The organism is Bacillus cereus group sp. BfR-BA-01524, from assembly GCF_022662595.1.
GTDB classification, from domain to species: Bacteria; Bacillota; Bacilli; order Bacillales; family Bacillaceae_G; genus Bacillus_A; species Bacillus_A thuringiensis_S.
In genome coordinates, this window is record NZ_JAKUDW010000003.1 from 78,844 (window position 1) to 104,369 (window position 25,526).

Sequence of the window (25,526 nt, forward strand, 5' to 3'; positions counted from 1 at the left end):
AATTGAAAATATAGTAATTCTCGAAATGAAGAATTCTATAATTTTTTTGTAGTTTTTCAAACAACAATTTTAAATTTGTATTTAAAATTGTTGTTTAAATCGTTATTTTATGTTTTAATAATGTTGATAATAGTTATGAATAATAGTGAGAGGAAGATTAGTGAAACATGTGTTTTTAGTTAGTGTCATAAAAGTTAATGAATTTCTATATTGTATGGCTATGAATCTATCTCTATTTTTGTGAACTAGAAATAATATATTTATATCTTTTAAATGTTTAAGAAGGAGTGGCTGTCTGTATGAAAAAAGCAAAAGAAATAGCTAAATGCGTTGCGGTAGTGTCCGTTATTATGTCTGGATCATTTGGTTTACAAGCAACATCTGCATTTGCAGATTCTAAAGGAACTGTGGAAAATCTTCAAAATGGTGGGAAGGTCTATAATAGTTTTAAAACTACTTATGACATGAAGCAGAATATCAAAAATTCAATAAAAGTTTCTTTTATTGAGGATCCTTACGCAGATAAAAAGATTGCAATTGTTACCACTGATGGTAGTAATATAGATGCTAAATATACAATTAATAGCGGATACTATAACGCAGGTTTAAAATGGCCATCAGCCTATCATACTGAAGCAGAAATAACAAGTGGTGATAGTGCTCAATTCCATAAAGCTGCCCCAGTTAATACAATGACTTCAGCAAAGGTCACTTCTGAGGTAGGGTATACACTTGGTGGAAGTGTTAAAGTAGGAGTAAATGATAAAGGGCCAAATGCCGATGCAAGTATCACAGGTAGCTTTGCTTGGAAAGAAAGTGTATCTTATGATCAAGTAGATTATAAAACGGTATTAGAGACTCACACAGATAAAAAATTAAATTGGAAAGTAGGATTCCAATCATTTAATTTCCCAGAGTGGGGAATTTATAATCGTGATTCATTCAATACTTTCTATGGTAATCAACTATTTATGAAATCACGTAGTTATAATGAAGGAACGAATAATTTTGTTTCAAAAGATACAGTACCAGCTTTAACAGGATATGGTTTTTCTCCAAACGTAGTAGCGGTTATTACTGCTGATAAAACAGAAACTACATCAGATTTAAAAATAACAAATCGTAGAATTTCAGATCAGTACAATATCGAATGGGTAAGTTCAAAATGGTGGGGAACAAATAATAAAGATACATATAATGAATTCTTTACGAACCACTATAAATTAGACTGGAAAAATCATCAAGTTACTCTTGATAACCAAAAAGCCCTTGAAGAACAAATGAATAGTATCAACAGCGTGAATGATAAACTTAACAAAGGAAAAGGGAAATTATCTCTTTCAATGAATGGAAATCAACTCAAAGCTACGTCTAGCAATGCTGGTTATGGTATCAGTTACGAAGATAAAAATTGGGGTATCTTTGTAAATGGTGAAAAGGTCTATACTTTTAATGAAAAATCAACTGTAGGCAATATATCTAATGATATTAACAAATTAAACATTAAAGGACCTTATATCGAGATTAAACAGATTTAGTCAGAAAATGATGGACGATTGATGGATAATTATCTCATCAAGATACGAGTATACTAGTTTATCCCGCATTAACGGGCAGCCCGATTGGTTCACCTAATAATCAGTGGTGGATGAACAAAACCCCCACTGATTAAAGTTTCACTTTATTTTAAATCTGTATAATGTAACGAAAGGACCAAAGTTTATCTATAAAATAAATAAACTTTGGTCCTTATTATGTTTTTATTCGCGCACGAAATTAAGATGAAATTAGATGTTTTTTGTCTATTCTTTTACTCAATTAGAAAAGAGCGTAAAGTAGTTGAAAGCTATTGATGCTACGCAAGGGGATATTGTTTAAAGTAATCAGAACCTCATCGGTTGTTAAGTTATCACTTTAAATATATAATTAAATTTCATTAAAAAGATACTCTATTCAAAGTCCTTATTGGGTTTTTGAAGTGAAATATATACTATTTGAGGTGTGTGAAATGGGGAAATCTCGAGAGCAGACGATGGAAAATATCTTAAAGGCTGCTAAGAAAAAATTTGGAGAGCGTGGCTACGAAGGTACGAGCATACAAGAAATTGCAAAAGAAGCGAAAGTGAATGTTGCTATGGCCTCTTACTATTTTAATGGGAAAGAAAACCTATATTATGAGGTGTTTAAGAAATATGGTCTTGCTAATGAGCTACCCAATTTTCTTGAGAAGAATCAATTTGATCCTATCAATGCCCTTAGAGAATATTTAACGGTTTTTACTACACATATAAAAGAGAACCCTGAAATTGGATCATTGGCATATGAGGAGATTATTAAGGAAAGTGCACGATTAGAAAAGATTAAACCGTATTTCATAGGTAATTTTGAACAGTTAAAAGAAATATTACAGGAGGGTGAAAAGCAAGGAGTTTTTCATTTCTTCTCCATAAATCATACGATACATTGGATCACTTCTATTGTTTTATTTCCAAAGTTTAAAAAGTTTATTGATTCTTTAGGGCCAAATGAAACGAATGATACAAATCATGAATGGATGCCAGAAGACTTAGTGAACAGGATTGTTACTGCATTAACAGATAAACCTAACGTGTAAATTATTCAGTGTATATGAATTCTATTATTACTATTTAAAGCCTAATTTCTCAATGTATTGTAGAGAAATTAGGCTTTTTTCAACACGTCATTAAAGTATTTATAATTCAATGACTCAATTTGCTGATTATATTTTCAAGTATTCGTTTTGAGCTACATAGATATAGTTTTTGTTGCAACTGTTTGTTGAAATGCTTTATCATGCTCAACAATAACCATTGTGGGATTAAATTGTTGAATAAGCTCTTCGATTTGCATACGGGAATAGATATCTATAAAATTTAGTGGTTCATCCCATATATATATATGAGCTTTTTCACATAAGCTTTTAGCGATAAGCAGTTTTTTCTTTTGTCCACCAGAATAATGAGATATATCTTTCTCAAATTGAATTCGGTCAAAGTCCATCTTACGTAGGATGGATTTAAATAAGGTCTCATCAATCTTGTGCTGTTCAATAAAGTCTGATAGCGATCCCCTTAAATGAGAAGTATCTTGTTGGACATAGGAAATGATGAGTCCTGTACCTAAAATAACTAAGCCTGTATGCTGTATCGGATGTCCTAGAATTAGTTTTAGGATACTACTTTTTCCGCTCCCATTCGTTCCATCAAGTACAATTCGGTCACCTTGTTCAACTATGAAGCTAATCGAATCATTCACAATTTGGTCATCGTACTTAACGGACACATCAACCAAAGTAATCAATTCATTTGATTTAAATTGTAATTGTTCCAATTTTAAGGACTCAGTTTTCTCCACATTTTTTAGTAATTTTGACTTTTCTTCAATAGCTTTTTGTTGTCTTGATTCAAGGTTTTTTGCTCTTTTCATCATCTTGGCTGCTTTATGACCTACAAACCCCTTATCCAACTTAGAGCCTGAATTCCTCGTTCCATTTTTTGAAGCTTCCACATCATGAGACCAACTTGCTGAACGCTTGGAAGACTGTTTTAATCTCCCTATGTCTTTTTGTAGACGCTCATTTGTAGCCTCTTCGTGCTCTTGCTGTCTATCAAAATTTAACTTCCAAGAAGAATAGTTACCACTCTGAACTTCAATATTTGCTCTATTTATAGATAGGATATGGTCAACGCACCCATCTAAAAAGATTCTGTCATGTGAAATTAAAATAAATCCTTTTTTCTTCCTTAGATAATCAGAGACTATCTTTCGTGCATCAGTATCTAAATGATTTGTTGGTTCATCAATTAATAGGAATTGGCCCTCATTTAAAAACAGTGCAGCAAGCAACACCTTTGTTTGTTCCCCATTTGATAATGTTTTAAATGGTCTGTATATGACCTCAGCATCAACATTTAAATAGGATATCTCACGCAGAAATTCCCAATCTTCTGCTTGGGGACAAATTTCTTCAAGGATTTCATGAGTGAATTTGTTCTTATCTGCAACAGAGTAGGGGAAGTAATTGAATTCTACCGAAGCAAGGATTTTCCCACCATACTCATAATTCCCTAACAATAAATTAAAGAATGTCGTTTTACCTCGTCCGTTTCTACCGATAAATCCTAGCTTCCAATCCGTATCTATTTGGAAGTTTACACTTTCAAAAATATTATCAAAGCTACCTGGGTATGAAAAAGTTAAATCTTGGACTTTTATCATTGACATAATAATTCCTCCTTTATATATCGAAACGTTTCGTATAAAGTCGGAACATCCATCCATTTTTTAATTGCTCTATATAAGTTTGATGGATATTAACGACTTATATAGAGCATTACATGTGTAACAATAGTGTCTGAAGTACTCATTTTTCTCGCTCCTTTATTTGTTAGGTACATTTAACAATTAATAAGTTCCAACTAACATAAACGGGAATAAAAAAATCCCCCAATTGTAATCGGAAGGATTAGTCTTTCGTCTATACTTAATAAGTACTTATTAATCATTTGAATCATGACAAATAAAGTATGAACTGAATTTTAAAAATGGATAGACTAACCCTATATTTTGTAGTTTGAAGATATAAAATTCAACTTAAAATATAAATTAGTTAATCATTATTCATCCATCATTCCTTTCATAATTCTATTTTTAGAGTAACATTCTTTTTAGAGAGATGCAATATCAGCTTCAGCTTCACCTAATCCTAGATTATTTATAATTCTTTGAGTAAGGAGGAAAGATGAAATTGACATCAATCTAAGTTGTAACTATAATTGTTACAACTTAGTTTCGAAAACTAATTCGAATTTCTATGTTAAAGATAGTATATTTTCATTCCTTTTTAAGTGTGACAGTTAGCAACTAACTATAATTCAATAGAGGATTAGATTTTATCTCATATTTAAAGAGTAGATAAGTTGTACAATCCAAATTTACGATGCACAAATACTTGAAAAACTACATTTTTTAACTGATCCTTTTTGGAATCCTCAGTATTGGAAATTGTAAAAATCTACAAAAAGTTAATAAGACTGTTGTATGTAGAAAAAAATCTTTTAAAAAGGTCATAATATGGATAATAGGTAGCACACATTTTAATTAGTAGGAGTTGTGCCACTATCAAGACATTTCTTAATAAAAGTATAGAAAAAACTCAAGAAGGTGAGTCCATTGCGTAAACATGCATATGTGCAATTTTATGTATTGATATTGGCTTTAATAGCTTATATAAGCTTTTGCTGTATATTTTTATTTGTTCTTCCGAATCATTATTTCGTATCAGATTTTAATATCCGGCTATCATCTTTAGTTGTTGAAACTACTGTATTTATTTCATTACTGTATTCTATATTATCCAGAAAAATTAAGTTAGGAGTATTCTGGATTTGCATAATTATTGCGATAGGGTGTTTCCTGATAGGAAATTTCATATCTGCTTTTCAAGTACTTAATGTAGAATTACCAATACAAAATTTTAATATCTCTGATGTATTTTTGTTGTTTTTCTTATTTTTCTTTCTCTTTGCGTTTTTTTATAAAATTATGATGGAATGTAACAAATGGGAGAAAGCGTATTTACTTTGTGATTTATGCATTGTTGTTACTGCTATTTTTACATTAGAGTGGTACCTATTTAATAAACCTTCTGCAAATATCTTATTCTTTTCAATTGGAGATGTTTTTCTTTCATTTATTTTTCCGATTATAGATTTATTGCTTCTATTACTTGGAGTTACACTAATCTTTCGACCTGCTATTTTCAATGCAAAAAGTAAATTGTTTATTTTTATCCTAGTATTAACTGGATTGGCTATTACGGACTACTTATATTTTTACTTACAAGATGATTTGTCAGATCGTTCAGTTATATTATTAAGGTGTTTGTATAGAGTTTTCCTATTATTTATCGCTATTGCTGCTACAATTCCAAAGAATACTTCTTCTAAAAGAAATTATTTTATTGTCAATCCAACATTTGGAGAGAAACTTCTTGTCATATTTCCTTATCTTGCAGTTGCAGTCTTAATTGGCTTTACTTTGAAAGAACAAACTTCTTCAGCTACATTGATTACGGGAAATTGTATTGCTTTTGTATTTGTACTGATTCGTCATACAATTGTACGAATGCAAAACAAGGATTTAACCGAGGCCTTAAAAGTGTTTAATAATCAATTAGAACAAACAGTAACTCAAAGAACACGGGATTTAATAAACAAATCTAATGATTTGGTAAAAAATCAAGAGAGATTTAAGTCTTTATATGAGTATCATCCAGATCCTATTTTAACGATTGATTCAAATGGTATCGTATTAAATATAAACCAGGCTGGAAGTATGTTATTAGGAAAAGAAAGTGCTGCATTAATAGGGAAAGAGTGCTTCTCTATTTTTTTAGATGAAGATAAATCTGAATTGGAATCGGCTATAAAGAAAGGGAAACGATGTAGTTCATCTTCGTTACAGTTACGTGTGAAAAATAACAATGAGAAGGATATCCTCTTTTGGTATGTCACTATAGTTCCTATTATGATAGAAGGACAAACCTTTGGGAGTTATGTAATGGTAAAAGACATAACGAGGATGAAACAACAACAGGATGAGATAAATTATCTTGCATTCCATGATACGGTGACGGAGATTGGAAATCGTATATTTTTCCAACAAGAATTAGATAGATCCATTAAGCGTGCACAAAAAACACAGGATAAGTTTGGGCTCCTGTATATTGATTTAAATCGCTTTAAGACCATTAATGATACATTGGGTCATTCGATTGGTGACAGAGTTTTAAAAGAAGTTGCCAAACGTTTTAGGACATGTCTGTCACCGACTATTCCTCTAGCAAGAATAGGTGGAGATGAGTTTGCAATCATTGTCCATAACCAAACAGAGCAACAGCTATTGGATTTGTGTAAAACTCTATTTCGTATAACTGAAGAACCATTTGTAGTAAATCAGCATAGTTTTTACTTATCTCTTAGTATAGGAATAGCAGTGTATCCATTTGGAGGAATAAATACTACTACACTTTTACAACACGCTGATATCGCTATGTATAGCGCAAAGGAAAAAGGTAACAATGCTGTTTGTATGTATGACGAGACATTATCACAAAAAGTAACTCGTCGATTACGATTAGAACAGGATTTACCAAATGCAATTGAAAATAATGAGTTGTTTTTATTGTATCAACCACAAATTGATAGTAAGGCAGGTAAGGTTATTGGTGCAGAGGCTTTAATACGCTGGCAACATCCAGAGCTTGGGCTGATTTCTCCTTTTGAGTTTATACCTATCGCAGAAGAAACGGCGCAGATTATTTCAATTGGGAAGTGGACGTTACAGAAAGCGTGTCGACAACTGAAAGAATGGTATTCTGCGGGCTATTCAAATCTAAAGATGGGGATAAATTTATCAGCTATAGAGTTTGAACAGAAAGATTTTGTTCAAACAATGATATCTACCATAGAAGAGATAGGAGTACCTACTAATTCAATTGATTTGGAATTAACAGAGCGAATAGCAATGGTAGATGAAAAAGAAACCTTATCGAAGTTAAAAGTATTAAAATCATATGGTGTACATTTATCAATTGACGATTTTGGTACAGGTTATTCTTCACTAGCGTATTTGCCTCTTTATCCAATTGATACTTTGAAAATTCCAAAAGAATTTGTTAATAGGATCGGAACTTTTACTGATGGAGATGAAATTATACAAACCATTATTTCACTTGCTCATACTTTAAACATGAAAGTGATAGCAGAAGGGGTAGAAACGAAAGAACAATTAACAGTGTTGCAACGTAATGCATGTTATCTAATTCAAGGCTATTACTACAGTAAACCTGTAAATGAAGATGAATTTATCGATTTTTTAAGTACAATGCAAAATGAATAAGTGAAAAATCAGTATCTGTATAAAGTAAAGTGAAAAGACGTTCTATCCATATGGATTTGAACGTCTTTCTTATGTTTATTTTCAGTAGTTGTGCAGCAAGGTTTCAGCCTTTGAAAGTAAAATAAGTATCTATATTCCTGGTATTTTGGGCTAATGGGATATGAGGTGAAAATTGCTTCTTGTGAAAACGCATTAGGGACAGTTTGTATATTCTTAAAGCAATTTGAAAAAGGATTAGCAGTTTTTATGGAATTAGGAAATGAAGAGTATGTATATCATTTCAATATTTTACGTTCTCTTAATGAAGATGAAGCAATTAAACTCTTAGAAGAAGTGAAAAAAGTATTTCTTACTTCGAAAAGCAAGGTTTATGGGATTTCGTAGAAGAATATGCAGATCTAAAAAAGGAAGAAATTATACAATAATCACATGCTATCATTTTTAATAGCTAATTAACAAAGGGACTCCAATTATGGAGTCCCTTTGTTAATGGGGTAATGCTCTGGTTTATCTAATTATAACAATATTTGTAAAAAGTGTAAAGGGGTCCTAGTTTGGAGGGAGAATTATTTAATCTTTTTTATTTAATAAAAGGGATAATATTTAGTTATCTGCGCTTCTTAATTATGTTTTCTATCACAATTTGAAGTGAATTTCATTTAATCTTATTTATTTTATAGGAATTATAAGGTATACTAAAAATAGGTGCAAAATGTACCATTTGAAAAAGAGTGAATTGCAAAAAGGAATCCGTAAAGGATTCCTTTTTTGTTTCTTTGAAAATGAAGTAATGTTCTAATTATCTCTTTCATTTTTATGAATGCGCTGCGATCTTATAAACTAAAAAGGAATTTTTGGGAAATTGCCATATTCCTGTAACAAAACAAAGGTATGTTATGTGTGTTAAATATAAAGAGAAAGAAGGAAAAGTTGTGAAAAAAATTTTGCCAATTGTTGCGTTATTAGGCATGATGAGTTTTGGAGTACAGGAAATGAATGTAAGAGCTGATACATACCACAAGGGCGATTCAAAAATTAGTTTTTGGGATTCGAAAAGAAAGGGTACTAATTTCATGAATAGTACGTCATTACCTGAAAACTATAAAAGTGCAAAAGAAGCTAATATTGAATATGTACGTTTAGCACCTGATAAATGGGCAAAAGATAAAGGTTTTCTATTTGAGGATAAACCAGATACTTCTGGAAAGGATTTTCTGATAGGTAATGCAGATAACTATCAGGGATTAGTAAAGGAGGATTTAGAAAAATTAAAGGAGGATTTAGATGCCGCACAATCACAAGGAATGAAAGTTGTTCTTACAATGTTATCCTTACCTGGTGATCGATGGCGCCAATTTAATAATAACAAGAATGACGACAGAATATGGGAAGAAGAGAAGTATCAAGAACAAGCAAGTCAATTTTGGAAGGATCTTGCTCTGGAATTAAAAGATCACCCTGCGGTGGTTGGTTATAATATTATAAATGAACCACATCCAGAAACAGCTAAAAATAATAGATATAATGATTTTTGGACGGAAGATTATGAGAAATGGTATTCAAAAGTGAAGGGAACGACAGCCGATTTAAACAGATTGTATCAAAAAGTGATCAATTCCATTCGTGAAGTAGACCAGGAAACGCCGATTATTTTAGATTCAGGTTTATATGCTACTCCATGGGCCTTTAAATATTTAAAACCAGTAAATGATAAAAAAACACTATATACATTTCATATGTATGAACCATATGAATTAACGAGTCAAGGTGAAAAACAAAACAAGGAGTATCAATATCCAGGATTAGTAAAAGTAGGAGATTTAGAGAAACCTGTAATGTGGAATAAGCAGGGATTAGAGAAATTTTTGAAGCCAATCCAACAATGGTCTAAGAAAAATCATGTATCATCTAATCGAATTATTGCAGAGGAGTTTGGAATTAACCGTACTGTTCCAGGAGCTACCCAATACATGCAAGATCTTATTTCTATCTTCAACCAAAAAGGTTGGCATAAATCATTCTATGCATTCCGTGAAGACACATGGACAGGGATGAATTATGAATTGGGAACCGGAAAAATAAAATGGGATGAAGAGGGTAAACCGATGCCTCAAGATAATTCACTCTGGGAAGTAATAAAAAACGATTTACAAGCACATAAATAGTTTAGAATATTTGTCCTAAGGACTAAAAGTAAGCATCTAATTCAAATGGAATTAGATGCTTTTTTTTTCAAAAAAGGTGGAGACTTAAACAAATGTGGTTGCAATTGTATTAACCTTTAAAGTAAAAAAGTTTTATGAATTTTTCGTGAGATTTCAATCCTTATATGCTGAAAATTATTTACTTATTTCTCCAATTGGGTATATTTCTCCAATCGGATGGAAGTTTAGAATACAGAATCAAAACATAATAAGCTGTTATCGATGAGTTTATCGTAAAGTTGTTATTTAATGTGTCATCAAATAACATTTATATACAATAATAAATAAAGAAAAGGAGATATTTATGAAAAAATATAGAGTAATAGACACAACTTAAATAGTATGAATAGTTTAGAGTGTAAAAACATGAAGAAGAAAATAAAAAAATCCTTAAAAGTATTAAGGAAAAATGAGGAGATAATATGGGGAATAATTCAAAACACAAAACTAGAAAAATACTTGCAGCTACTGCTACAGTAACTATGCTTGCGACTGGAATGATGTCTTCATCAGATGTCTTTGCAGAGCAAAAGGAGCAGCAAAAAAAATTATCGACATCACTGCAAAGTGAAAAGTCAGTTAAATCAGAAAATAGAACATTTACAGTCCCAGGAAAAGGGGATGTTGAGGTATTAAAACAACAGGAAAGAAAAAGTATGGCATTTAGTCCGTATGAACCAACTGGTTTATATGCAAAGCCAAATGAACAAATAACGATTAATGTAGAAGGTAATCAAGATATTCAGGTATATATTGGAACGTATTCGTATGATGCTTCTTGGAGAGAAGATTCTAAGATAAAATCATTTACATTAAAACCTGGTATAAACACAATCCAATCTCCAAATGGGGGGATGATTTATTTTTATAATAAACAACAAGGAGATAGCATTCGAATAACAATTACAACAGGTGGAACGACTACGCCTTTCTTTGAACTAGGAAAGCATACGAAACAAGATTTAATAAACATGCTGGACCAGTATCCTAATGCACATGCAGTGGAGTTAAAAGGAGAACGTGTATTAATTACGGCCAGCCCTGCACGTGTTAAGAAATATTTGTTGGGTTCTAATACAGATCCTGTACAACTCTTAAAAAAGATGGATGAAGCTACTCGAATTCAAGACAAAGTAGCTGGATTATCTGAAGAACAAGTAGATAAACATTATGTTCATTACGTAGAAGAAAATCATTCTCCTGATTATTATATGTATGCAACTTCTTATCGAACAGCATATGTAGGAGATGCAATCCAATACGTGTTAGATATTAATAAATTTATAACAGATGGCTGGGGCCCTTGGCATGAGGCAGGACATTTGAGACAACAATCGCCCTGGAAGTTTTATAATATGACAGAAGTACAAAATAATATATACAGCCTTTCAGTAGAAAAAGCATTTAATCAACCATCCAACTTAGAGAAAAGTGGAATTTATCCAAAAGCATTTCAATATCTAGAGCAAGTGAATAAAAATTATGATGAAATTAGCGATGTTTTTGTAAAGCTTGTTATGCTTTGGCAACTACAGTTAGCGTATGGAGAGGATTTCTATCCTAAATTGCATCAATTGTATAGAGACATGCCTTCAAGTGAACTTCCACAAACTGATGAAAATAAAAAACAATTATTTATGATTTCAGCATCAAAAGTAGCCAAACAAAATTTGATTCCTTTCTTTGAGAAGTGGGGATTACGTCCAAATAACGATACCATTCAAAAAGTAGCTGCATTAGGATATCCAATTTTAACAGCAGAGATTTGGAAGGGTACGGATGCTAATCCAATTAAACCAGATATGCCTAATGTAAATAATATATTAGAAGGAAACCAGTTTGCATGGTCGCTGAAAGGGATTGGAGATTTTGAATTCGCAAAAGTAAATTTAAATAAATCAACAGAAGAAATGCAAATTGATCTAAAAGCAGGTGTACCACATAACTACTTTAATAGTACATATGCAAGTATTAAAGTGCAAAACACATCAGGTAAAGTAGTATATAACAAGGAGTTTTATGGGAATAAACAGCAAAATGCTGGAACACAAAAAGTTTCAGTAAAGACCGGCGATTTTATTGAGCTTACACATTTAGAAGGCGGAGAGAGGGCAACATTAATAAATTTAGATAATAATAAACGTGAAAGTCTTGATAAAAAAGTAATGTATGAAGTTACAAAGGATGGCCTGAAAAAAGTAAATCAAATTGTTAATCCGAAACCAGATACAGAAGCTCCCACACAGCCACAAGGATTATATGCAAACAATCTTACTTCTAACAGTGTAGAGCTAAAATGGAATCCTTCTACAGATAATATAGGTGTAAAAGAATATCAGGTATTACGTGATGGACAATTGATTCAAACCGTACAAGGAACGACATTTATTGATCAAAACTTAACAGCTAATAAGGAATATAAATATGCAGTGAAGGCTGTAGATGCAGCTGGAAATACATCAATTCAAAGTGAAATTCTTCCGGTAAAAACCAAAGATCAAAATGTATCTTATGAAAAATGGGATCCAAAGAAGGCATATACAAAGGGCGATAAAGTAGAACATCAAGGGACAGTGTATGAAGCGGTTCAAAATCATCAAGGAAATGGTGACCCGAATTGGATATTTGCGTTATCTTTATGGAAACCACTTACAATCAAATAACATGTAAGAATCAGATGTGAAGATAGAACAACATAAAATTGGGGCAGTATTTTAAAGATTTACTGGATGTTGTTTGAATTTTGATAGATTTCTCTACTAAGTTATTATTCAATAATAAAAATTAGAAAAGGATGTAGATTAGTGATTAGTCAGAAAACGAAGAAAAGATTTAATAAAGTTATTATAATGACCGCAGCATGTAGCATGTTTTCTATGTTTGGAACGTCTATTTGGCACACTAAAGCTGCAACACATTCAGCTGCTCCAGCAGTTTATGTGAGTCCCCAAAATATACCTGCCTCAGATATTATTAGTATAGACTGGTCACCAGTTCAGACTCCACCTTATACGTACTGGGCTGTACACAACTGGAATGCAGGTGGTGAAGCTGGAGGATATGCTGGTTTTCAACAACAAAGTGGGTTTGATGAAAATGGAAAACGTACTTTACATTTTGCCTTATGGGATCCAATCTCCTCTAAAGAAGCAATAAAGGCCGAATACTTATCTCCGAATTCGCAAGCTGGACCCTTTGGAGGAGAAGGAACAGGAATGAAGGTTCAAACAACTTATGGTTGGAAAGACTACAATTGGTACACAATGACAATGCGTTCATGGCAAGAAAATGGTCATACTAAATTTGGACAATGGATGAAAGATGTAACAAAGAATAAATGGCATCAAATTGCAATTATGGACTTTCCGGTTGCTAATGTTGCATTTAATCATGGATTAGGAATGTTTCAAGAAGACTGGGCTGATAGTGGACAGAATGTTCGAGAAGCGCGCCTAAAAAATGGTTATAGCCGAAAATTAGTTGATAAACAATGGAGTTCTTGGAATAATCAAAGTATTTCTGGAACGCATGATAATACTTATCAATATGATGGAGGATCTACTTCAGAATATGTATGGGTCAAAGCAGGAGGTAATACGCAGTCTACTATTGGGGCAGGAAAAATATTCACGCTAAATCAACCTACTCAACCTGAAATAGGAAAACTAGATTTTGATATCCAATCTATATATTATGAAAATGAAAAATTAAATGTATCTTGGAAACTAAAAGAAAATAGTACACCGCAATTTAAGGGGAAAATTGAAATTTATAACAATGAAAATATGACGGGCCAACCTATTAACGTAATTAATGATATTAAATCCTATCAAAATGTAATCAGTCAATCTATATCATTACCAACAAATGCTTATGCAAAGATTGTATTAACGGATATATTTGATCAAACTGTTGAGAAAAAGGTACAAATCAAAAATGAGTCTCCAAACATTTTTGAAGGTAATGAATTTGCATGGTCGCTGAAAGGGATTGGAGATTTTGAATTTGCGAAAGTAAATTTAAATAAATCAACAGAAGAAATGCAAATTGATCTAAAAGCAGGTGTACCACATGACTACTTTGATAGTACATATGCAAGTATTAAAGTGCAAAACACATCAGGTAAAGTGGTCTATAACAAAGAGATTTATGGAAACAAGCAGCAAAATGCTGAATCGCAAAAAGTTCCAGTCAAAGTAGGCGATTATATAGAGTTAACACATCTAGAAGGTGTACATAGAGCTACTCTTACAAATGTAGATAATAGTAAACAAGAGAGCTTTGGAAAAAAAGCCATATACGAAGTTACAAAGGAAGGTCTGAAGAAAGTAGAAAAAATGCCAGAAGCAACAATTTTAGAAGGAAACAAGTTTGCCTGGTCATTAAAAGGATATAGTGATAGAGAAATTGCAAAAGTAGATTATGATAAAACGGTAGAAGAGATGAAGGTAAAACTAGAAGCAGGTGTACCACATTCCTATTTTGCTAGTACGTATGCGAGTATTAAGGTCCAGAATTCTTCTGGTAACGTTCTGTACAATAAGGAAATCGTGGGAAATAAACAACGAAATGCTGAAAGCCAAACTGTGCCCGTCAAGGTAGGGGATTACATTGAATTTACCCATATAGAAGGAGAAGCAACAAAGGAAAAAACGCGAGCAACTTTAATTAACCTTGAAAATAACAAAAATGAAACCATTGGAAAAACAGCAAGATATCAAGTTACAAAAGAAGGCTTGAAGAAAGTAGAAAAAATGCCAGAAACAACGGTTTTAGATGGAAATCATTTTGGGTGGTCTTTAAAAGGATATAGTGATAGAGAAATCGCAAAAGTAGATTATAATAAGACAACAGAGAAAATGCAGGTGAATTTAGAAGCGGGCGTACCACATTCTTACTTTAATAATACGTATGCAAGTATTACAGTAAAGAATTCGACCGGTAGTATTTTGTACAATAAGGGAATAGTGGGAAATAGACAGCAAACTGCTGAAAGCCAAACCGTGCCCGTAAAAGTGGGAGATTACATTGAGTTTACCCATATAGAAGGGGAAGCAGTAAAAGAAAAAACACGCGCTATACTTATTAATCTTGAGAATAATAAACAAGAATATATGGGCAAAAAAAGAACCTATCAAGTTACTTCAACGGGATTAAACAAAATAGAGTAACATGAAAAACATTCTAATTATTAGTTAGATGCAAATAGTCGTTCATTATGAACGGCTATTTGGCTTTTATTTAAAGAGAAGTGAAATGAAAATATTCTCTCTTTTGTATATACTCTCGTTGCTATCAACTGCTACATTCTTTTATCAGGAGAAAATAATTTAAAAAATGTGCTTGAGCATTGATGCATGTTTAAGTGCTATAGATTTGAGAAAAAAGAAACAGAATAGTAAGGTATTTGTTGATAAATCAACTTTTATATTACAATATTTTACATATTTAGTATGATGTATATGAGTTCTGTATATTAAGGGAGGAATGGGAATGAAAAGGTTCATAACACGTGCAAGTGGTAATGCAATCTCAAAAAAGTTAGTTTTAATGGTGTTGTCGATGGTTTTAATGATATTGATGATTACCCCATCGAATGATGTATCGGCAGCCAACCTATCAAAAGCAGGTTCACTAAAAGGCGTGAATTTATTTAATGGAAGTTGGACAGTTGCTATCCAGGCAGCAAATTTACAATATGTTTCCGCTGAGCCTTTTGGAAATGTAATAGCAAATCGTAATGCAGTTAATGAATGGGAGAAATTCGAATTAATTCCGACTGGGGAATTATATACGTACGCTTTAAAAGCTAAAAGTAATGGGAAGTATGTTTCGTTTGAGCCAAATGGTAGAGTAGTAGCAGATCGTACATCAATTGGGGCATGGGAAAAGTTTATCTTATATAATGGTGGAGACAATAGGATATATGTATTACAAGCATTAAGTAATGGTAGATATATATCAGCAAATGGTGGTAGAGAATTAACAGCTACTAGTTATGTAGCTGGAAGCTGGGAAAGATTTGTTATTGTATACTTCTAAACTTTGAAGTGTTATATATTTAAATGATAATGGCATGTTTAGTTTTTATAAACGCCTTAATACAATAAAGTGTTAAGTATTTAATACAAGTGTATATTAACGTGTAAAAGGGCTGCAAGTAATTAGCAGTCCTTTTTACATGTTAAATAAGGAGTTACTGAGGTTATAATGAAAAGAAAAAGAACCCTATAGGGTTCTTTTTCAAGGCATATTAACAGTAAGGAGAATCATGAAATGCTACTTCAAATCTTTATTAGGGGAAAGATTTTGAATAAGCTTAACATACATCTATTTTTACATAAATGTAATATATAGTAAATTGATAATGTTTATACTTACTATTACTAATATTCAATTAAGATAATTAACACTATTTGTATAGTGTTAATTAAGTCTGTATTTAGAAAACTAATAATAGTCCCCAAGTTGGTTATATATGTATAATATTATATTATGCATATATTATATTTGCTAAAAGAGCTTATAGATATATCATTTTAAAAATTAATTAACATTTAAACAATTTTAACTGAAATTGGGTGTGTATTATCTAAAAGCAAATAAAATAAACAAAGACCCTGTAATTATTGTAGTAAGGTACATAGAACTAAAACCAAGATATTCTTGCGAACTCAAAAAGCCTAAATTCCTTAATTTAGGAATTTAGGCTTTGACGCTATGTCATGGATTACAATCGGAATGAAATCGGGTATATCTACTACAACAGAGTTATAATTTCTTCAGCTCACTAAATTAGAAACTGGTGTTGGATTACCGTAGTTGAATTATTTCTCTTTTAAAAGAACGGAAAGATTTTTTACGTTAGCATTTTTTACATAATAATTATTTAAGAGAAAAAATACTACTGAGTAATGCTATTAAATCCCAGTCTAATTTCTAATGGTCCCAGTATCTTTTATTTTGACGTGCGTCTTTACATTTATTTTAGCCTCTGCTAACGCTTGCAACCAATCACCTTTTACTTTTTTCCACTCTTTATATTGAAATGCTCTAGCATATAGGGATAATCCGATTGGATCAATTTTATTCTGCTGTATTTCATACAACATATTTTGTAAATTATTATTAATTTCTTTTTGAATAGCCCTTTTTAAATTATTTATATTTTTTTTATTATCATAGTGCCCCTTAATTAAATTCGCATTGGTTTTTTCTATTAAAGCTACATTAGCATATATATCGAGATTAAATACAAACTTTCCGTTTTGAAAATTAACAACTACCTTCCTTGTCGCGTTCTGTACGAAGATAGAAGTGTTTGTTTTTTTGTTGGACTTTTTAGGAGGAAGCTCAAGGTGTAGTATCATTCGCCCGCTACTTTTTTGCTTATTTATAAGATTGAAAAATTTAACATCTTTTTTAGGGATATGAGTTAAATATTTCCCTTTTCGATTTAAAAATGCAATTCCTACTGTGTCGATTTCATTCTTTGTTTTTTTGATAATTGGAACAGCTTGCGTCATTCCTTCTTCATTTTGTTCTCTCATTAATTGTTGAATTGTAGAAGAGACGGATTGGTTATTTTGAATTGACGATTCAATTACACCATTTATATAAGATGAAAGTGATGGTTTACTAGGCGTATGAATTTTAAAAATTTCTTCTGCAGGTCCATCTACAAGTACTATTTTAGCATTAATGGTAGCGTAAGGATCACGGTAAGAAGAATCAAGCTCCTGCAACCAATTTGCTTCTTGCGCTAATTTTTTCCCAATTAAAATGATTTCAGCTTTGGAAGCTGTCATAAAGCCCGTTAACTTCGTATCTATCTTACTGAATCCAGTATATACAGTTGATGCTTGTGTCCAATGTTCTATAGTACTTTTTTGCTGTTTATGATGAAAGAGTGGTATGCTTGTTCCAACTTTTATATCTCCATTAGGGGTTCTATCCAAGCCAATTAACAGGATTAATGAAACCTTCTCAAGAGGAATTCTCTGACTACAACCAATTATATATACACAACAAATTACAATCCATATCCATTTTCGAATCAAAGTTGTTTCCTCCTAGTAATCCAAGTAAAAAGAATACTGTAAGTGAAAAATAAGATTGGTAATAGAATAAAGAAAACGACATTTAAGATATCCATAAGAGAATATATAAACAAATATTGATCCACATCAGGATTTAGGAAAATAAATAGGCCAACTATAAATAACATAAAAGCAAGCAGCACCCAATTGCGGGCGTTTTTTTGAAGTGAAATGGTCACAGATTCAAAACTGAAAAATAAATACGGATATATCGTAGTGGAAAATACAATTAAATAGTAAGCGATATATATAATTTCTAATCGTTCCATGAAAGAAAAACGAACCCCTTTTAACAGATGAAATACTGGCCAGATTACGTCTTTTATCCCTTCTGGACTAAAGTATATATAAGAAAGAATAGTAACATATAGATAGAAAAACATGGTTCCAGTATTCGCTATTAGTAGTCCTTTTATGGCTTTTTGTTTTTTTTGTAAGAATGGGTATATATAATATGCAATTTCTAGCCCAGCATAAGGAGTAATGGTTTCTTTTGTTGCTTTTATTATAGGGTATAATCCTTCTTTAAATATAGGTAGTAGGTGTAAAGGATTGTAGTTAGTCTTTAGTGAAAAAAGAAGAAATAGTGGCATCCAAGTAGTGAAGAAGAAAACAAGCATAGAATAACTAGTAAGAGCCCTTAACCCACTCAGGGCTAAAATAATGAAAGGTAATAGTAATAATATGGTGATTTGATAAGCAGGAGTGGAAGGGAATATCCACACTTTTACAATATCAGTTGCCTTTAATAAAGTATTAAATCCAGCAAAAAATAGATAAAAGGCATATGCAAGAAAAAGAATTGTCCCTATCCATTTACCAAAGTATGTTTTTAAGATTTGTGAGAAATTTTTGTTAGGATTTTTTTGTAACATTAATATAATAAATACACCGATTATAGAAGTAACTATCCATCCGAGAATGATCGAAATCCAGCCATCTGTACCAGCAGTAGTAGCAAGTGGGCTTGGCATAATTAACATACCAGATGCAAGTTGCAGCGAATGAATGAAAATAATAAATTCGAATAAAGTTACTTTTTGGAACTTAAGATTCCCCATGTTAACCACCTTCTTTTTTCTTTCTTTGTTTCGGCTGTCCTGTACTCGAGCGGGTGGTAATCATCGAAATAGGAAATCTTACAAAAGAATCTTTTAGCTCTTGGAGACGAAATGGTGCGATTGGCATGCCGTATGGTGAACCATAGGAAGTTAGTGAAACAAAATGAGCAAATAAGAGCATTAATCCACTAACAATACCGACAATCCCATAAAAGTAGGCCAATAACATCATTGGAAAACGGATAAGGCGTATAGAACTTGATAAATCATAATTAGAAACAATAAATGAAGCAATGGCTGTAATAGATACGATAATAACCATAACGTTACTAACAAGACCAGCTTGAACAGCCGCCTGTCCAATTACAATCCCTCCAACGATCCCAATAGTTTGTCCAATTGGTTGTGGTAAGCGAATACCAGCTTCACGTAGCATTTCTAGTGTAATTTCCATTATAAAAGCTTCCAATAAGGGGGAGAAAGGGACTTTGACTCTTGATGTTGCAATAGAAGTGTATAAGTCTATAGGAATAATTTCAAAGTGAAAAGAGACTATAGCAATATAAAATGCGGGTAAAAAAATAGCTATAATAAATCCTGCAAATCGTAATAAGCGAAAAAATGATGCGATGAGCCAATGAATATTATAGTCATCTGGGGTTTGAAAAAATCCAATCAAATTCATAGGAACAACCATTGCACCAGGGGATCTATCCATTAATACTGCTACTTTCCCATCAAGTATATGATTTGAAATGGCGTCTGGGCGCTCGCTTAAATAAGCCTGTGGAAAAGGAGTCCAATTTTGATCTTTTGTATAATTAGATAGCTCTCCAATACTTAATACCGCATCTGTTTTGATTTTACAGATTCTAGTTTCAATTTCTTGGGCTACATCTGCGTTTGCTACATCACCTAAGTAAATTAAATAGACTAAAGAAGTGGCTCGTTCTCCAATCGTCAGCTTTTTGATTTTTAACTCTGTAGAAGGAATATATCGACGGATAAGACCTATATTTTTTGTGGCATTTTCAATAAATCCATCATGGGATCCTTTAATAGTAACTTCTGAAATTGGCTCTTGAATTGCTCTCTCTGCCCAGCCTTTTGTATTTATTAGAAGTGACCGCTTTTCTTTCTCCATAAACAGTACACATTGCCCCTCAAGTAATCCTTCTTTAATTTCATTCCATGTATATACTATTTTGGTATGAGTAGCAATAATATTAGAATTAAATATTTGACTGTCTTCATTTACTTCTTGTAATAATGGTGTAACAACATTGGTTTTTAATGCAACACCATCTGTAAGGCCTTCAAAATAATATAGTAAAATATTCGTGTTTGTTTTTAATTGCAAAGGATGTTCAATTAAATCTGCACTAATATCAAAGATATTATCTAGTGTATTTTTAAGTTGTTTTAAGTTACTTGTTTGGATCTTTTCAATGGTTTTATCTGTCTTAGTTTCTAAGGTCTCTTCATTTAAGGACAAAATTGACACCTCTTTAATATATAACGATTAGTTGTATTTATTATTTTTATATGATTGAATTTTATTCACTAATTTAAACTAATTGAAGATAAGAATTAATAAATATGATGTGCTATATTATTAATTCAATAATTGAGAGCAAAAAGTAGATGTAATTTGTGTGGAAATGTAAGTATTAAGATAGAATTGAAATTTGAATGATTATAATAAAAAGAACCCTTGATAGGTTCTTTTTATTTGGTAAATATGTTGTCAACAATAGATGGCGATAAAGGTAGTAATTTAGATGTCTTTATGTTAATCAGCTAAATTTTGTAGGAAGAATTCTTTTTTCATACCTTAATACTCAATGAAAAAGGATATTTCATTTATTTGGATGTTCTAGTTTATTTGAATTTTGCGCACCAACAAATTTTGTTTAGGGACAAAATGCATTTTCTTAATTATCAGAAAAAACAGCGCAACAAAATTCCTATTCATTATTTTGGTAGGTATCAAATATTTCTTTGGCCTTATTTTCTTGATATTACCGTACGTTTATATGTTTCTAAGGGAAAGAAATACTTTCGTTTTTATTACCATCTATTGTTTGTTTAAGATGGTAACATGAAAGTGAAGCGTTTACAACCAGAAAATAAAGAAAAAATATTAAAATGCGACTTTTTTCGACAATTATTCTATGTTTATATTTAATTTTATTATAGGAAAAGGTGGAGGGAAGCGGACCTTTTCCTATAAACTGTTTTGTTGGAATTAGAAATAACTAAAAAAGTAATAATAGCTTAAAAGGAAAATGAAATTCAATGATAAAGTTATTATTGAATTTGTGAACCTCAGGTATCTTGAAAGTATGGTCAAATTTTAATCCACTTTGCGTTTCTTCCTTTTGTAACTAGCTTAATATGGCCAAACAGTTGCAAGGAATTTAAAGCCTTACTGATTGTACTCTCTGCAATGTCTGGATAAGTGTTACGAATACTTTCCTTAGTAAAGGGTTGTTTTTGTTTAAGTATAAAATCCTGAATTCTCTCAACTTTAGTATGTTTACATATAGAATCTAGAACTGTGTTATGAAGATCTTTGTAAGCCTCTAATATAATTGTTAAAAACGTTTTTAACCAAAAGCTATTATTATGTTCCTCGCAGTACCAATTCACCGAAGATTTATAAATCGAATTGTAATAATCAGATTCATGTTTCTTAATATATTTATCCAAACATACATATTTTACAAATGTATGTCCACTCCTAATTAACAGCAATTGCATTAACATAAATGCCAACCTGTTATTACCTTGATTGAAAGGGACTATGCAATAAAAATTTAATATAAAACGAGCTATTAATAAAAGTGAATGAAGCCCCTTACTAGTATTTAATGAGTTGTATTGATCACATAATTGCTCCATAAACTGTGGAATAAGTTCATGCGGAAGAATGCGGTAACTATTCAAGTGCATTCCATGTTCTGGAATTCCTGGAATAATAAAAGGTTTTTCACGCCATTTGGCACTGTCAGAGGTAATGTAATGTATTAGTTGAAAATGTAATTCCTGTATAGTTGCTGGATTGATTAATAAAGTACAGGAGTTTTTATGTACAAAAGAAAGTGTTTGATAATAGCAAAAAATAGCATCTTCCGAAATATTTTGAGGTACGATATCATCTAAAATAAGTTCTTTTAATCTTTTATTAGGAACTTTTATATCCTCGTAAATAGTTGTGAAATTTTTTATGTAATGTAGTGGTATAGTTTTTTCTAAGCTATTAAATATGTCCGGGTTTTGTTCCTGATAAGCAGCTAATTTTCCTTTGAATTCGCTAATTTCACTTATTAAATTTATTAACCTCCTTTTCAATTCAATATTTTTATACTTATCATCAAAAAAGTCTCTCATTTTTGTTCCCCCTGTAACCCCTTAACACGTTGTTGCATATATCTTTCCATTCTAAAGGTATTCCACGACATCATTGTAAAATAACGACATTTTCGTTCTGATTTTAAATATATATCAGAATCAATATTTTTATTTAACAATTAAAACATGGAAATTATAAAGAAGAATCGTTAGGATTCAATTTTAATAGGCATAATCCTAACATCAAATGTACAAATGTACAATAAAAAAATAAAAAATATAAAACTATTGACTCTTTTGAAAGATTATTTAAAAGAATTTTAAGAAATTGTAGGTATAGAGGTGCTTTAGTTTAGAGGTAAATATTGAAGTGATAATAAAGTTTTCATAGCTAATCAAAAAGTAGATAAACTATTAATTTGTGACAATTATGTGTCTAATCTATTATATACTTTTATGAGAATTCTAAAATTAAATCCTAAAGAGCTAAATTTTCTATATTTATCATAAAGATTAGAAGAGGTGTGTTGATGAAATATATCATTTTATATAAAAATATGTAACGTTTAATACTCGTATTGTAAAATATTTTGACATACGTTAATTTAAATATTAGGTACAGGAACATTTAATAAAAACTCAGTACTAAAGTACCCTTTAAACGTTCCACCCTAAGAACGTTTCTCAAGCACACTGAAGTTCATCCTTTGTTTCTGTACCTTATTAGATAAAAATAACACAATAAATTATTGAAATATGATAATTAAAATTGGATTTTTAAATCATTTCTCTTTTCTTGGACATTAATAATCCCTTGATAATCTGTTTAAAGTAAGGAAATACAGGATAGAAAATGGCTATTAATAAAGAAAATATAGTTAAGCTAGATACCTTAAGTTATTTTATGAGTAATTAAGCGTTAGTTTGAATTAGTAGGAGTATTATATGTGTTTGTTAAAAGGCTTGTTTTATTTGATTTGTTACTATTAATTTATGAATTTTAACATCTAGAAGCTAGTCAATATATAGATAATATTAGTTATGTGGGTTTTAACCTCAAGTGTATATGTTTAAGGTTAAAGGATTTGTGGTGGTATAAAAGAAGTGAAAGTCTGGAAGAAACGGATATAATCGGTTTCTTCCAGACTTTTTTTGCTTTTTTGTAATATAAAAAATTTATTTTTCCTACATGATTTAATTATCTGTTTTAATATTTGAATTTTTTGTGAAATTAAACGGAGTTTTTAGTCTTCTTTAAATACATAATGTTACAAAATAGCGTAATTGTATTTACTTTATTTTTATAGGAGATTAAAAATAATAATAAATGTACCAATTTATGAGAGATATTAATATATTAATTGGTGATTTGTTCGTTTATCCCTATATTGCTATTATATTAGCGAGAACAATATATTGGGGGGACAAGAATGAATTTGAAATTAACATCTAAATTGGAAAGATTAAGAAAAAGTAAAAAAGGAATTGGCGCTTGTGTTCTGGCTGCAGGGATGACGGCAATTACAATGATTCCTCAAAGTGCGTATGCACATGGGTTTGTTGAAAAACCGAGTAGTCGTGCTGCTTTATGTAGTCAGAATTATGGGGCATTAAATTTAAATTGTGGAAATGTAATGTATGAACCTCAAAGTCTAGAAGCACCTAAAGGGTTTCCAGATGGTGGACCGATTGATGGTAAAATTGCTTCGGCAGGAGGATTATTTGGAGGAACTCTTGACCAACAAACAACAAATCGTTGGTTCAAAAACACAATTAAGGGTGGAGAAAATACATTTACATGGAAATATACAGCAGCACATTCTACAAGTAAATGGCATTATTACATTACAAAAAAAGGATGGGATCCTAATAAACCATTAACACGTGCTGAATTAGAACCAATTGGAACTGTAAAACATGATGGTTCGGCCGCATCAAATAATTTAACACATACAATTAATGTACCAACTGATCGTAATGGTTATCATGTTATTTTAGCTGTATGGGATGTAGCAGATACGTCAAATGCCTTTTATAATGTAATTGATGTAAATTTAGTAAATAATGAAACATCTGATACAGTAGCTCCAAGTCAACCAACTGAATTAAATGCCTCTAAAGTTTCTGCCAATAGTGTTGAAATAACATGGAAGGCTTCTACTGATAATATAGGTGTAAAAGAATATCAAGTGTTACGTAATGGAGAAGTAATTGATACGGTACCAGGTACAACTTTTATTGATAAAAAGTTAAAAGCAGATACGGAATATACCTATACAATAAAGGCATTAGACTCTGCTGGAAACATATCAAAAGAAAGTGAAAAACTAAAGGTTAAGACAACACATGCAATCCCAGATAAAGAGGCTCCGACTCAACCAAAAGGATTACATAGTATGGGTACAACAGCGACAACTGTTGATTTGATGTGGAGTCCGTCAGAAGATAATGTAGATGTTGACCATTATATTGTATATAGAGAAAGCGCTGGGGTTATGAATAAAATTGGGACATCAGCTAATACATCCTTTATAGATAAAGGTTTGAAGGCTAATACATCGTATAAATATGTAGTGACAGCGGTTGATTTAGCTGGAAATGAATCTAGTAGAAGTGATGTTTTGAATGTAACTACTAAGTTAGAGGATTCCACATATGAAAAATGGGATGCAAGAAAAGTATATACTAAAGGTGATAGGGTAGTACATGAGGGAAAAGTGTATGAAGCGGTTCAAGATCATCAAGGAAATGGCGACTCAAATTGGATTTTTGCCTTATCGCTTTGGAAGCCAGTTTTGAGTAAATGATAAGCTGAAAAAGGTAGCTAACAATTTTGGATTTCTCTTTAAAAATTAAGGGCCGTTCCAAATATAATTATCTAATGG

At 31.4% G+C, this 25,526-nt stretch carries 14 protein-coding genes; 9 read left to right on the forward strand and 5 right to left on the reverse strand.

The features are described 5' to 3' along the window. The first annotated feature begins 299 nt into the window (after positions 1-299). Both hlyII and hlyIIR read left to right on the forward strand, forming a co-directional pair. Positions 300-1,538 carry a hemolysin II HlyII gene (gene hlyII / locus MR170_RS01950; protein ID WP_043937930.1) on the forward strand — a complete coding sequence of 413 codons (1,239 nt, stop codon included), beginning with the start codon at positions 300-302 and terminating at the stop codon, positions 1,536-1,538. Positions 1,539-2,008: 470 nt separating this feature from the next. Further along, positions 2,009-2,614 (forward strand): hemolysin II regulator HlyIIR, encoded by a 606-nt coding sequence (gene hlyIIR / locus MR170_RS01955; protein WP_016080734.1) that lies wholly within the window; start codon positions 2,009-2,011, stop codon positions 2,612-2,614. A gap of 152 nt (positions 2,615-2,766) precedes the next feature. Here hlyIIR and MR170_RS01960 read toward each other — a convergent pair whose 3' ends face one another. Then, positions 2,767-4,245, reverse strand: a complete 1,479-nt coding sequence (locus MR170_RS01960; RefSeq protein ID WP_016080735.1) for an Lsa family ABC-F type ribosomal protection protein — start codon at positions 4,243-4,245, stop codon at positions 2,767-2,769. A 948-nt stretch (positions 4,246-5,193) separates the two neighbouring features. Between MR170_RS01960 and MR170_RS01965 the strand changes: the two genes are divergently transcribed. From MR170_RS01965 to MR170_RS01990, 6 genes are all read left to right on the forward strand, one after another. Continuing rightward, complete coding sequence (locus MR170_RS01965; protein ID WP_242306963.1) at positions 5,194-7,923, forward strand: sensor domain-containing protein; 2,730 nt, start codon at positions 5,194-5,196, stop codon at positions 7,921-7,923. A gap of 153 nt (positions 7,924-8,076) precedes the next feature. Then, positions 8,077-8,307, forward strand: a complete 231-nt coding sequence (locus MR170_RS01970) for an aspartate phosphatase (protein ID WP_242306965.1) — start codon at positions 8,077-8,079, stop codon at positions 8,305-8,307. A 512-nt stretch (positions 8,308-8,819) separates the two neighbouring features. Then, a complete protein-coding gene (locus tag MR170_RS01975) occupies positions 8,820-10,088 on the forward strand; it encodes a glycoside hydrolase family 5 protein (protein WP_242306967.1) in 1,269 nt (422 codons plus the stop codon). Positions 10,089-10,549: 461 nt separating this feature from the next. Then, positions 10,550-12,790 carry a M60 family metallopeptidase gene (locus MR170_RS01980; protein WP_242306969.1) on the forward strand — a complete coding sequence of 747 codons (2,241 nt, stop codon included), beginning with the start codon at positions 10,550-10,552 and terminating at the stop codon, positions 12,788-12,790. Positions 12,791-12,931: 141 nt separating this feature from the next. Further along, a complete protein-coding gene (locus MR170_RS01985; protein WP_242306970.1) occupies positions 12,932-15,298 on the forward strand; it encodes a putative mucin/carbohydrate-binding domain-containing protein in 2,367 nt (788 codons plus the stop codon). Between the two features lie 322 nt (positions 15,299-15,620). Continuing rightward, positions 15,621-16,169 carry a fascin domain-containing protein gene (locus MR170_RS01990; protein WP_048564510.1) on the forward strand — a complete coding sequence of 183 codons (549 nt, stop codon included), beginning with the start codon at positions 15,621-15,623 and terminating at the stop codon, positions 16,167-16,169. An 890-nt stretch (positions 16,170-17,059) separates the two neighbouring features. Here the strand turns inward: MR170_RS01990 and MR170_RS01995 are convergent. The 4 genes from MR170_RS01995 to MR170_RS02010 all read right to left on the reverse strand — a co-directional run bounded on the left by MR170_RS01995 (position 17,060) and on the right by MR170_RS02010 (position 22,680). Beyond that, the gene (locus tag MR170_RS01995; RefSeq protein ID WP_242306972.1) at positions 17,060-18,187 is read right to left on the reverse strand and encodes a Ger(x)C family spore germination protein; all 1,128 of its coding nucleotides are present in this window, start codon (positions 18,185-18,187) and stop codon (positions 17,060-17,062) included. Beyond that, a complete protein-coding gene (locus tag MR170_RS02000) occupies positions 18,184-19,287 on the reverse strand; it encodes a GerAB/ArcD/ProY family transporter (RefSeq protein ID WP_048564511.1) in 1,104 nt (367 codons plus the stop codon). The genes MR170_RS01995 and MR170_RS02000 overlap by 4 nt, the downstream gene beginning before the upstream one ends. 1 nt (position 19,288) lies before the next feature. Next, entirely contained in the window at positions 19,289-20,782 is a 1,494-nt protein-coding gene (locus MR170_RS02005) for a spore germination protein (protein WP_242306974.1), read from the reverse strand. Positions 20,783-21,636: 854 nt separating this feature from the next. Continuing rightward, the gene (locus MR170_RS02010) at positions 21,637-22,680 is read right to left on the reverse strand and encodes a Fic family protein (RefSeq protein WP_016080748.1); all 1,044 of its coding nucleotides are present in this window, start codon (positions 22,678-22,680) and stop codon (positions 21,637-21,639) included. Between the two features lie 1,391 nt (positions 22,681-24,071). Between MR170_RS02010 and MR170_RS02015 the strand changes: the two genes are divergently transcribed. Further along, a complete protein-coding gene (locus MR170_RS02015; protein ID WP_242306976.1) occupies positions 24,072-25,448 on the forward strand; it encodes a lytic polysaccharide monooxygenase in 1,377 nt (458 codons plus the stop codon). Positions 25,449-25,526 lie beyond the last annotated feature (78 nt).

Coding starts and splice junctions, on each gene's coding strand:
- hlyII (WP_043937930.1), top strand. CDS start 300: ATGAAAAAAGCAAAAGAAATAGCTAAATGCGTTGCGGTAGTGTCCGTT.
- hlyIIR (WP_016080734.1), top strand. CDS start 2,009: ATGGGGAAATCTCGAGAGCAGACGATGGAAAATATCTTAAAGGCTGCT.
- MR170_RS01960 (WP_016080735.1), bottom strand. CDS start 4,245: ATGTCAATGATAAAAGTCCAAGATTTAACTTTTTCATACCCAGGTAGC.
- MR170_RS01970 (WP_242306965.1), top strand. CDS start 8,077: ATGGGATATGAGGTGAAAATTGCTTCTTGTGAAAACGCATTAGGGACA.
- MR170_RS01975 (WP_242306967.1), top strand. CDS start 8,820: ATGTGTGTTAAATATAAAGAGAAAGAAGGAAAAGTTGTGAAAAAAATT.
- MR170_RS01980 (WP_242306969.1), top strand. CDS start 10,550: ATGGGGAATAATTCAAAACACAAAACTAGAAAAATACTTGCAGCTACT.
- MR170_RS01990 (WP_048564510.1), top strand. CDS start 15,621: ATGAAAAGGTTCATAACACGTGCAAGTGGTAATGCAATCTCAAAAAAG.
- MR170_RS02000 (WP_048564511.1), bottom strand. CDS start 19,287: ATGGGGAATCTTAAGTTCCAAAAAGTAACTTTATTCGAATTTATTATT.
- MR170_RS02010 (WP_016080748.1), bottom strand. CDS start 22,680: ATGAGAGACTTTTTTGATGATAAGTATAAAAATATTGAATTGAAAAGG.
- MR170_RS02015 (WP_242306976.1), top strand. CDS start 24,072: ATGAATTTGAAATTAACATCTAAATTGGAAAGATTAAGAAAAAGTAAA.